A 10,961-nucleotide genomic window follows, 5' to 3' on the forward strand; every position below is an offset into this window, starting at 1 on the left:
ACACATTCCCGCAACCCAACGGAAAGGACTCCTTGATGGAGTCCTTTCTGGCTATGAGACAAACGTGGCCAGTTGCCCGAGCGCCGCAAGGTGTGTTGTGCGGTGGAGCGTTTGCGCAAAAGGTGGGGATGAGCGGCTTCGAACCATGCCCTTGCGCTTCTGCAAAAGCGGAGAACCGACCGTAAGTTTAAATCCACGCTAAGGCGCGGCGGGAGGATGGCGATCGGCACTGAGGGTACGATGGACTGCATGAGCACATGGGACGGCGGAGACGGACCCCGCGCGCGAAGGCCGCGGCTCGTGTTGACGGGTCTTCAGCGGCTGCTGCGCTGTGCGACGCCACTCCTGTTCTTCTTGGGGCTTCCCAATATCTTGCCGGCGGATGAGCTGCAGCAGTACGCCGTAGGTCGCCGCGACACCACCTTCTATCGCGCGGGGCGCACGTTGCGCACCGCAGTTTACTACCCTGCCACGACTTCCGGCACCGGCACGCCTCTGAACACCACCGGAGCGCCCTATCCTCTGCTGGTCTTCGCCATTGGCAAACGCATGCAGGTGGAATACTACCTGAGCTACTACGAAAACCTGGCCGCCAGTGGCTACGTGGTGATGGCGCCGCAGTTCCCGGACGTGGACAGTCCCAGCGCCTACACCTGGAATGAGGACCTGCGCGACTGCATCACCCAGGCGCTGAATGCCCGCACGGTGCCGGGCTCTGTCTTCTACCAGGCGATTGATCCCGGCAAGATAGGCTTGTTCGGTCACTCCTTCGGTGGCGGCACTGTGGTCGGCGTGGCCGCCGACGACGGCCGCGTGCGGGTGACCTGCGCCATCGCACCCAACAACCCAGGAAACTACTCCTTCAACAAGATACCCAATGTGCACACGCCGATTCACATACTTGGCGGCGAGCTGGACGCCATCAACTCGGTGGATGCCATCGGGCGGCCGCTTTACGAGCGCGGCAATCCAGACAAGGCCCTGGTGGTGGTCAAAGGCGGCAACCACATGCAGTTCTCCGACTATACGGGCTACGAGAACGTGGACACGCCCGCGACTATCACCCGCGCGCAGCAGCTGTCGATCACCATAGACCACCTGCTTAACCTCTTTGACGCTTACCTGAAGGGGAGGAGTAGCGCCCGGGCACAGCTCTATGGCACCCCGACACTCACCAGGGACAGCGTCTCCCTATGGTTTGAGACCCAGGCGGCCAGTGCCTCTCGTTTGGTGTACGTCTCAGGAAACGGCCAGAGCGCGCCTCCGGGACAGCTCACTCCGCTGCCGGTGGTCTTTAAGGTCGTTGATGCACAAGGCAATGCGCTGCCGCGTCACACGGTGCACTTTCAAGTCACCGCCGGCGGCGGCAGCCTGGCCGGACAGACCTGGCGCGACCTCGAGACTGACGCCAATGGTCTGGTGAGCATTTCTCCTCGTCTCGGGCCCTCTGAGGGGGTAGCGAACAACCTCATCGCGGTGAGCGCGTACAAGGGCACGGCCTATCTCGCTGACTCTCCGCAAACCGTGACGCTTTCGGGGACCACGCAGGCGCTGCGCCGAATCGTCGTGCGCAGCGACCCTGCCACGCTCACCTTCGAGGTGGACAGTATCGCTTACTCCAGCCCGCAGACATTCACCTGGCCCACGGGAAGCAGTCACACCGTATCGGCCGCCTCGCCGCAAGGAGAGGCGGCTGGCACGCGATTCGTGTTTTCCTCCTGGAGCGATGGTGGCGCCCTGTCCCACGCCTACACCGTGCCGGCCCGCGACGACACCCTTGTCATCACCTTCCGCCCCCAGTATTTGCTCACGTTGGCTTCCCCTTACGGCGCGCCCACCGGTGGAGGATGGTACGATGCTGGCAGCATAGCTTCCTTCCGCGTGGCTGGGTATGTCCCCGCCGGCCAGGGCAGACGCATGAGCTTCAGCGGCTGGGTGGGCAGTGGCCTTGGTTCCTACTCGGGCCCCGATTCCGCCGCCACGGTGACGATTCAGGGGCCTGTCACGGAAACGGCCACCTGGCACACCGAGTTTTTGCTTGCGACTGCTCAGAGCCCGCCTGTGGGGGGCACAGTTTCCCCAGCACCGCCTGGCGCCTGGTATGACAGCAGCGCTACGGTCACGCTCCTGGCGACGCCTGCTCCCGGCTACGCGTGGGGCAACTGGTCTGGCGCCGTCAACAGCACCGCCAACCCTCTGTCGCTTGTCATGACAGGGCCCACAACGGTCACGGCGAACTTTGTTCGCATCACCCTGCTGACCATTCGCACCGAACCGGCTGGGCTCACCGTCGTGGTCGACACGGTAAGCTATACTACGCCGCACACTTTCTCGTGGCTCCCCGGCTCGGTGCACACCGTGTCCACGAGCTCGCCTCAGCAAGGGGGCGCTGGAGTCCAGTACCTCTTCGAAGCCTGGAGCAACGGCAATCCGCGGACGCACAACCTCGTCACACCAGCCCGGGACGATACGTTGGTAGCTCGTTTCCGGACGCAGTTCTTCCTCACCGTCCAGTCGGCGCATGGCTCCCCAAGCGGTCAGGGGTGGTATGACAGCGGTACGCAGGCAGCTTTCCGCGTCACCACCCCCGATTCGCAGGCCGGAACTCGCCACCTGTTCGAACGGTGGACGGGCGACTACACAGGCGTTTCCCCGTCCGGAGCCGTGGTCATGGACCGGCCAAAGACCGTCACCGCCACGTGGAAGACCCAGCACCAGCTCCTCGTGCTCAGCGCTCACGGCAGCGTGTTCGGCGCCGGCTGGTTTGACCAGGGTAGCCAGGCACACTTCGGTGTGCAGCCCTGTGTCGTGTACGACAGCGCAGACACCAGGAGGGTCTTCGCCGGATGGGCGGGAACCGGGCCAGGTTCTTACTCCGGCCCGGACAGCGTGGGGACTATCGTCGTCCAAGGCCCGGTCACCGAGGTGGCAACCTGGCATACTGAGTATCGATTGACCGTCTCTTCCCCGTACGGCGGCCCGACCGGCGCAGGCTGGTACCTCGCAGGCGCAACAGCCCGCTTCTCCGTGACCTCGCCTGAGGTGGAAGGGCTAAGGCGCCATGTCTTCGTCCGCTGGAGCGGCGACTTTTCCGGAACAGAGCCGGCCGGGACACTGATCATGCACGGCCCGCGGGCTGTCACCGCCGAGTGGCGCGAGCAGTTCTACCTCACAATCGGCGTCGAACCGCCCGAGGGTGGCACGGTCACCCCGCAACCTCCTGGGGACTGGTTCGAAGCTGACTCAGTGGTGCTCGTGCATGCCTCGCCTTCGCCTGGATTTGCATTTGGCGCTTGGGATGGGGATCTCAAAGGAAACGCCAACCCAGCTTCGCTTCTCATCGACCGGCCCAAACAGGTCACCGCCCTCTTTGTTCCGTTGGGCGTGGTACGCGTCACCTCTGAACCAGAAAGCCTGCTGGTCGTCGTGGATGGCACCTCCTACCTCACGCCGCACGACTTTGCCTGGCAGCCCGGTTCGGTGCACACACTGGAGGCCGTCACTCCGCAGCAGCACGATCGCCTCAGGTACACCTTCCAGTCGTGGAACGATGGCGGCGCCCAGACCCACTCGGTAACGGTGACGGGACCTGCCGTGTTTGTGGCACACTACCAGAAGGAGTCTTTCGTCGCCACGGCATGTTCGCCTCCTGAGGGAGGGAGCGTTGTGCCGCCGCCGCCAGGCTCATGGGTTGCCGAGGGCGAAGCAGTTCTCCTCCAGGCCACGGCAAATGGCGCCCAAGGTTACCTCTTTGCCGGCTGGAGCGGCGACCTTGAGGGGACGAAGAACCCTGACACTCTGCTGGTCACAGAGCCGAAACAGATCACCGCGAACTTTGTGAAGGTCGGGCAGACCAGAATCACCACCGTGCCCGAAGGCCTTTTCATAGTCGTGGATGGCACGCGCTACACTTCCCCTCAGGAGTTCGCCTGGGCTCCGGGGTCGAGTCACTCCATCGCCGTGGAGTCGCCGCAGAGCACGGCCCCTGGCCTCCGCTACGTGTTCGAGGAATGGAGCGACCACGGGGCTCAGAGTCACGCCATCACGGCCACAAATGCGGCGTTCTACACCGCTTTCTTCCGGAAGGAGTACGCAGTATCCGTCACCGTTAAGCCGCAAGGAGCCGGCAGCGTGGCGCTCTCTCCACCGGGCGGCTGGTACCGGGAGGGCACTTCCATAACCCTGACTGCCAGGCCTGACTCGGCCCAAGGCTTCGCGTTTGTCGGGTGGAGCGGCGATTTGACCACGAGCGACAACCCTGCGACGTTGCTGGTAGACCTGCCGAAGTCGATAGTGGCGCACTTTGCGGCATCGGACGTCCTGCCGCCGTTTCTTGTGTATGCGTATCCCCCTGCCGGGGCCACTTTTATCCCCACCAACACGGCAATCGACCTGGCCATCGCCGACAATCCAGGCGGACAGGGGCTTGACGCCAAGTCGATCGTCGTCAGAGTGAACGGCACCACAGTTGCCAATGGCGGTTCCATCTTGCCAGGCCAGCAGGCCACCTTGCGCGTGCACGACGGGCTGGCGTCGCTGCACTACGTGCCGGCCGTGCCATTTGCTCCGCAGAGGCCGGTTGAGGTCCACGTGCACGCGGCTGACCTCACATCGCGCCCGCTCACTTTGGACACCACCTTCACCTTCGCCCTGGGGCCATCCCCCGTGCTCGTCACGGCCATGGAGCCCATTGGCCCGCAGGGTGGCTTTGTGACGGACCCGGTGCACAGGCTACAAATTGGTGTTCCCGCCGCAGCTCTGTTCGACTCGATCATGATCACCATCGCCCTGGCTCCCAGTCAACCACCGCTTCCCGATTCGCTCGTAGCTGTTGGTCCCACCTACTACCTTGGACCGGACGGCCTGAGCTTCCTTGATTCGGTGACTGTGGCAATACCGTATACGCAGGCCGACCTGGCGACGACGGGGGCCAATGAGCCCTCGGCCATACCGGTGTATCGCTTCGACACTGCCCATTCCCGATGGGAAAGACTGCGTGTCGCTCGGGTCTACCGCAATTTCCTCCTGGTGCCGATGCGGAGCTTCTGCTACCTGCTCTTCTGTGGTCCAAGCGGCACCAAAGTGGTGGAGACCGAGCAGGCTCCGCTCCCGGCGGCGTTCGCACTGCGCGGGGCTTTCCCCAACCCGTTCAATAGTCGCACCACCTTCGTGCTGGACCTCCCGCATCCATGCGCGGTGAAGTTGGCCTTCTACGATGCCTCTGGCAGGCTGGCCGCCAGTGCAAATGCGGGGCTCCTCCCAGCGGGCCGCCATCGCCTGCCTTGGGACGGCCGCGGCGCGCAGGGACACGAGCTGCCCACCGGCATCTACCTTTGCCGCGTGGAGGCAGTGGCGCCCGGTACCGCTCCATCGTCTTCCTTTGTCGCCACGCAGAAAATCGCATTAGTGCGCTGACGGCTCGCTCCTCCTCCCCTCCCCGAGACGAAATCGCCAGCGCTCATGTGCGCCGGTGACGGCTTGTCCTGCTGGCCGACGTCGGCGGCCAGGGCTGAGCCGCGGATGGTCGTCGGTCACCGGCCACCGAACCCGGCGAGGGGTGTTCAGCTCTCCCCAACCGCGATCACGAAGAGGAGGCGGCGACGGACAGCCCGGCGCCCCACCCGAGATTGAGCCTGTCACGGCCGCCCATCCCCGAGCAAATCCAGCCCCCTGACTTGCCCAGCAGCGACGAAGGGCCCGGGTCCTGCCCGCCTGCGGCAATTCAGCAGCTTGAGACCGAGGCGAGGCGCAGCCGGCGATTGACGGAAATGCACTGCCGAGTTCAGGCATCAGCGCCCATCAGCGGTTCACGGCAGAGGACTGACCGAAGCGGGTTTCTCCTCAAAGGGGTCCTAGAAGGGCGGCAAGCCTGGAAAGAGTTACCGCGTAACCACCAAGTACCGCCTGGTACCCTGGTGAAGGAGTCGGCCGCCGGACACAGGGGACAATGCCTTGCCGCGACGTTGGCGCCCTAAGCGAGTTGAGGCGCCCCCAGGTCGATCGCAACCAGCGGCCAATGAGCGAACCAGCACGCACCCGGCGAGGCCATGGTCGCCACTATGGCCTGCTTTTTTTTCTTGACTTTGGCGCCAGAATTCCTTATCTTCCCGGCAGAAGCGGGGAAATGCCATGTACAGGCGATCAGGGGAAAGATGGACAGACACAGCCGTGCGCAAGGGGCAGAAGGACGGTCTGCCGCGAGGGGAAAGGGCGTGTATGTGCAGCCACAGGCCGCCCCAAAGAGAGCGGTATCGTCCTGCTCGTTTGCCCACGGCTCACAGAGCAGACAGGTCGCCTCCGAGAAGAGCCGCTCATGTACCACAGGGCAAGGAAACGACTGACCACCTCCTATGTGGTGGCATGTCTCCTCCTACTTGCCGCGGGGTACTTGGTCTGGCCCTCCCGGGCAGCGTGGAAAGACCCCAAGCTCTTGCCCTACCGACTTGTCACCCTCCAAGAGCTGCCACAAGCGCTTGCCACTCATGACGCCGACCATAACGGATTCAGCGAGTGTTACCACCTTAGCTCCACTGGGCACGAACAAAGGGGTGCCAATGTCGTCTGCCGACGTGATCACAACGGGGTATTGATCGAGCAGTACAACTTCCTGGGTGAGGTCAAGTCCCCGGTGCACTTTGCTGATGTGGTGGGCGATGGCCGGGACGAACTGGTGGCATGGATCACTCGCAACGATACGGCCTTCGTGGAGATCCGCACCTTCGACGACCAGCGCATCGCCTGTTTCCCGGCAGTCACCAAAGATGAGTACAGCAATATCGAGAATATCGGGGTCTGGGACTGTCACGGTTACCTCCTCGATGCCCGCGACATCGACGGCGACGGGCTGAAAGACCTGGTCTTCGCCGTCCGCACCGGCTACGCGGGATCTCCCCGCGGCATCTATGCGTTCAGGCTCCCTGACGGCAAGCTGCTGTGGCACGAACAAATGGGGGCATTCCCTACGGGGCAGGTTGCTGCCGATTTGGACGGCGACGGCTTGCCAGAATATGTCCTGGGCTGCGACACTCCGGAGAACTTGCGGCGGCCGATTAACGGCACCCAGGACAACGTCGCCTACCTGATGGTTTTCGACCACGACGGCCGCCGGCTTTTCCGCGAAGTGCTCGGCGACAAGGGAACGTTCGTGCGGCCTTGGCTGTTCCGGCATGAGCCCAGAGGGCCGTTGCGCTGCGGAGTGATCTGTGATAGACGTATCAAGGAAGCCCAGGCTCTGCCGAGCGAGGTGCTGGAATTAGAGTTTCCCCGTTTGACCCTCCGTCGCTTGCTGCCTCCACTCCCCTTTGCTCTCAATTTGGGTGCCTTTGTCGACCTTGACGAGAACGGCGTGTACGAACTGCTGCTCATCGGCGACAACGCCACTGCGTATCTTTATCGCTACGACCCAGCCAGAGGCATGTATGTCCCTGGCATCGAGCGCGAGTTGCGCTTGGCGGCCGGTCGCCTTGCCGATGCGATAGTAGTTCACGATCTGGATCAGGACGGCGCAAAGGAGATCTTGGTCGACACAGGCACCCGCGGGTCTTTCGTACTGGATGCAAGGCTGAGACTACTGGCTACCGCGCCGGATATCACCGTAATTCACGTGGTGCTGCGCGGCAAGGAGAGACCGCTCCTCCTGGCGAGTTATGTGGGCCGTCCCGCCTCCTCGCTCATGCGTTTCGAGCGCACGCCCGGGCGCTGGCGGAACTACGCGGCGCTGGTGGTGCCTCCTGCGGCCCTGTTTGTTCTCCTGGTCGCCTTGAGCTGGCAGTTCCTCCTTTCCTTTGCTGCCTGCCGCACACTCCCTGCGCTTGCCCCAACGGCCAACTGGGTGCGGCTCGATCGGAGCCTGGCCATCCGCGAGTGCAGCCAAGCGGTTACGGACAAGCTGCCTGCGCCAACGCCCACGGTGTCCCTGCAGGAGGTCCTCCCGCCCGGCGCAGCTCAATTCGTGCGGAGCTGGATTGGGAGGCACAAGGCAAGTCGGGCTGAAGCCGTGCGCGATGTGGAGCTTCCCGATCGCACGCACAGCCTCGTTGTCTTCGAGTGGTACCCTTGGCCAGGGCCAGCTCTCTTCCGTGGCGGCGTACTTCTGTGGCGGCAACTCCCCGGTTTCGGGCTCCCCCGCAGCGGCGAGTGGATGAAGCTAACCCGCGCCATGGTGCACGACGCAAAAAACCCGCTGTCTGCCTCGCTGAACATAGTGGCACGCCTGCGGCGAGGAGACCAGGCCTCACACCGAGGCGATGGCAAGGCCCAAGAGGATCTCGCGGAAGTGGAAGCCCAGATCCTGCAGGCGCGCAACGCCATAGTGCGCCTCCTGTCGTTCATGGACGTGACGACCCACACGCCGCGGCCGTGCGACGTCAACGCCTTGATTGAAGAAGTGTGCGAACAATTCCGAGCAGAGCTCGCTGCCGGGGTTCGCCTGCGACTGGAGCTCAGCGACAATCTGCCCCTCGTGCGCGTTACTCACGAGGCTTTGCGCATGGCTCTGCGCAATATCATCCAGAACGCGGTGGAGGCAGTGGGCCCGCAGGGGTCCATCGTGGTCAGCAGCTATACCGAGACAAGGCCTTCTTCGGAGAGCAGAGCGGGGGAATCGTGGATTGTCATCGAGATTCTTGACGACGGCCCGGGGATCCCACCGGACCTCAGGCCGAACCTTTTTGAGCCTGGCATCTCAACCAAAGAGGGTGGCTCAGGGCTCGGCCTGGCGATTACTAAAGAGATCATGCAGTCGTTGCAAGGGGAGGTGCGGGTCGACTCTCCAGGAGGCCACGGCACTCTGGTCGTGCTGAGCATCCCGGTCCGCCATCCTACCAGCTGAGGCCTCCTGGCACGCCGGTTGCAAACCTTCCACTGTCACTTCACCAAACTCATGGCAAGAGCTCATGGAAGAACCCGTTCGCGTCTTGATCGCTGACGACAACCGCAACCTTCGCCTGCAGCTGCGTGACATCGCCGAGGAGGCCGGCTACCAGGTAGAAGAGGCAGCCGACGGCGAAGAGGCGCTCAGCCGGCTGTCCGACGCCGAGTTCGACCTGCTGCTGCTCGACCTGCAAATGCCCAAGCTCTCCGGCCTGCAGGTGCTGGAACGTGCCAAAGGCCTGGCTCACCCCCCGGAAGTGCTGATCGTCACCGACTATGCCACGGTCGACGCTGCTGTGCAGGCAACGCGCCTGGGGGCGTTCGACTTTATCGAGCGCGACACCGTGGAGCGGCGCCTGCCAGTGAGCATGCGCAATGCGTTGCAGAAGCGGCAGATAGAGCGTGAAAACCAGCGGCTGCGCAGCCTTCGCGACCCCGGCGAGCTACTGGGCAGCAGTGCCGCAATGGCCGAACTGCGCCAGCGCATAGCCCAGGTGGCCAAGACCGACAGCACCGTGCTCATTCTCGGCGAGAGCGGCTCGGGCAAGGAGCTGGTGGCGCGAGCCCTGCATCGGCAGAGTCCGCGCGCCGGCAAGCCGTTTGTGGTGGTCAACTGCAGTGCACTGAGCGAGACGCTATTGGAGAGCGAGCTTTTCGGGCATGTGAAAGGGGCCTTCACCGGAGCGCACTTCGCCAAGAAGGGCCTGTTCGAATACGCCGACTCTGGCACCATCTTCCTCGATGAGATAGGGGATATGAGTCCGGCTGCCCAGACCAAGGTGTTGCGCGTGTTAGAGTACGGGGACGTGCACAAGGTGGGCTCCTTGGACAGCATCCGCGTGAACGTCCGCATCCTGGCCGCTACTAACCGCCAGTTGGAACAAGATGTTGCCAATGGGTGTTTCCGAGAAGACCTCTACTATAGGCTCAAAGTGGTCGTCCTGCGCGTTCCCCCTTTGCGCGAGCACCCGGAGGACATCCCCCTCCTGGCAAATCACTTCCTGCGCACCTTCTGCGAGCTGAACCGCCGCCCGCCTGCGACACTTGCCCCCGAGGCGTTGCAGCTTCTCTCCCAGTACCATTGGCCCAACAATGTGCGCGAATTGCGCAATCTCATGGAGAGGGTATCGATCCTGTGCAGTTCTGAGGTAGTGAACGCCTGGGAGCTTGACCAGGTGTGGGAAAAAGAGGAAGGCGGTGGACCCGAGTCGCTGTTCCGCGGCCAGATTATGCCGCTTGCGGAGGCCTGGCGCCAGTTCGAGCGCGCCTACATCCGGCGGGCCTTGGTCGCCTGCCGCGGCAACGTCAGCGAAACCGCCCGGCTCTTGCAGATCAACAGGAGTCATTTGCATGTGAAGATGAGGGAATTGGGGGTGGGGTTGTTCTCCCGGGAATAGCTGAAGGTGTCCTCCCTCCTCTCCGCGTGCGTGGGGCAGGACGTACATAGCGGCGCGCGGCGATGTTGGCAAATTCCAACAGTCTGTTGGGAAAATCCATCAGTATAGCGCTTGCCACCTACGCTGACCAATCAGAAGACGTTACTATTGCGTGTCTTATGTGGAGTGGGCTTGCCTTGCAAGATGGCACACCGGTTGCAAACGTAAGACTGGCTTGCTGCGGGAGCGCTGAGCCGACCCCGCGGTCTCCGCGGGCCGCCGCCGCGCTATCGCGCCAAGAAAATGTCCATGTCGATTTGGACTTGGTGACCAGCAAGGGTTAAGTAAGTGTATCCATCGCGCATTCCCATTGATTCACCCTCGACAGCGAGGCTGCCCCCTTCGGAGGAAGAGGCACGAGCTTCACTCCTCGCGACTTTGCCTTAAGGTCTGGGGTGGGGGGAAATGACTGTTTGTTCACCAAGGAAAGGGGCACGGCCGAGTGCAACCAGCTCTCCTCCTAGGCGCCAGTGGGCGAGAACGGGGAGAGCCAGCTACTGACCAGTGCGTCGTAATTGAGCTGTGCGCGTAGGACAACGCGAGCTGTGTCAAGCGGGAGCTGAGGGTCCGCGCCCATTTCCGCCGTAACAGCAGCTTCCAATTTGCAGAAAGGAGGCGAGAGATGGCACGCATTAGTTGCATACTTGGGGTCGT

The 10,961-nt window shown here is 63.1% G+C and carries 3 protein-coding genes; all 3 read left to right on the plus strand.

Features of this window, described 5'->3' with window-relative positions:
* Positions 1 to 216: 216 nt before the first annotated feature.
* Entirely contained in the window at positions 217 to 5,415 is a 5,199-nt protein-coding gene (locus tag H5U38_15905) for a hypothetical protein (protein MBC7188508.1), read from the plus strand.
* Between the two features lie 898 nt (positions 5,416 to 6,313).
* Positions 6,314 to 8,830: a hypothetical protein gene (locus tag H5U38_15910; GenBank protein ID MBC7188509.1), complete on the plus strand. Its 2,517-nt coding sequence runs from the start codon at positions 6,314 to 6,316 to the stop codon at positions 8,828 to 8,830.
* A 64-nt stretch (positions 8,831 to 8,894) separates the two neighbouring features.
* Positions 8,895 to 10,268: a sigma-54-dependent Fis family transcriptional regulator gene (locus H5U38_15915; GenBank protein ID MBC7188510.1), complete on the plus strand. Its 1,374-nt coding sequence runs from the start codon at positions 8,895 to 8,897 to the stop codon at positions 10,266 to 10,268.
* The last annotated feature ends 693 nt before the right edge of the window (positions 10,269 to 10,961 follow it).

The organism is Calditrichota bacterium (assembly GCA_014359355.1).
Taxonomy (GTDB): Bacteria; Zhuqueibacterota; Zhuqueibacteria; order JANLFK01; family Oleimicrobiaceae; genus Oleimicrobium.

What these genes read in the sequence shown, in the direction of transcription:
- H5U38_15905 (MBC7188508.1), top strand. Translation starts at nt 217, where the DNA reads ATGGCGATCGGCACTGAGGGTACGATGGACTGCATGAGCACATGGGAC.
- H5U38_15915 (MBC7188510.1), top strand. Translation starts at nt 8,895, where the DNA reads ATGGAAGAACCCGTTCGCGTCTTGATCGCTGACGACAACCGCAACCTT.
- H5U38_15910 (MBC7188509.1), top strand. Translation starts at nt 6,314, where the DNA reads ATGTACCACAGGGCAAGGAAACGACTGACCACCTCCTATGTGGTGGCA.